Origin of the sequence: Natronococcus sp. JC468 (assembly GCF_012163165.1) — an archaeon.
Classification (GTDB): Archaea; Halobacteriota; Halobacteria; order Halobacteriales; family Natrialbaceae; genus Natronococcus; species Natronococcus jeotgali.
The window spans coordinates 1-941 of sequence record NZ_JAAVUO010000111.1 but is presented as its reverse complement, the minus strand read 5'-3'; the positions used below and the strand labels follow the sequence as shown (position 1 = coordinate 941).

At 55.0% G+C, this 941-nt stretch carries 1 protein-coding gene; it reads left to right on the top strand.

All coding sequences use genetic code 11. The features are described 5' to 3' along the window. On the top strand, positions 1–720 hold a 720-nt coding region (locus GWG54_RS20595; protein ID WP_167939492.1), incomplete at its 5' end, for an IS110 family transposase. Positions 721–941: the final 221 nt, after the last annotated feature.

Sequence of the window (941 nt, the reverse complement as noted above, 5' to 3'; positions counted from 1 at the left end):
GCGAAGATGCTCGCTCATCTTCTGCGTGCGAATCTTGTCGCTGAAAGCTACGTTCCGCCCAAGGACGTGCGCGAACGACGTGATCTCGTTCGCGCACGCAAGGCACTTGTCGAAGACCGAACTCGGGAGAAAAACCGTGTCCGAGCAGTTCTCAAGCGTACCGGTAACCAATACAGCCGCGAACTGTTCGGCCCGACCGGGCGTGAGTTCCTCGCGGAACTCACGCTCTCAGAGGTCGATCGAGCGGTTCTTGAGGCACATCTCGCGGTGATTGATACGCTACACGAACAGATTACGAAACTCGACAAGCGTATCGAAGACACCGCCGCTGCGCGTCACGACGCGCAGCTGCTCATGACCATCCCAGGTGTAAGTTATTTCACGTCGCTGCTGATCACGTCTGAACTTGGCGAGATCAACCGGTTTAGCAGCGCAAAGAAGGTTATTAGCTACGCTGGGCTTGATCCATCCATTCGGCAATCTGGCGACAAAGAAGTTCGTGGTGGAATCTCGAAAGAGGGCTCAGCGCCGTTGCGCTGGGCCCTCGTTCAGTGTGCCAACGTGGCTGTACGGTTCGACGACTACCTAGGACAGTTCTACAACCGCCTGAAACAGCGGAAGAATCACAATATCGCAATCGTTGCAACAGCTCGGAAAATGCTCGTTGCAATGTTTCACATGCTCAGCCGTGAGGAAGTCTACGATCCACCAACAGCATAGTCGCTGAGTGGCACCATCGCGGTGCCACTCAGCAGGGCATTCGCCCACTGTTAGCAACTGCTACCGCTTTCAAGATAACCTCCGCCTGAGGGCTGTTTCCACTCAATTGTAGCGACGTCGTGCGGTTCTACGTCACCAACACGTGCCGGCCACTATCGACGACGAAACAGCTATTAGACGATCCGTGGTTTGGTCAGTCGCAGGATTCTCATAGGTGTTGA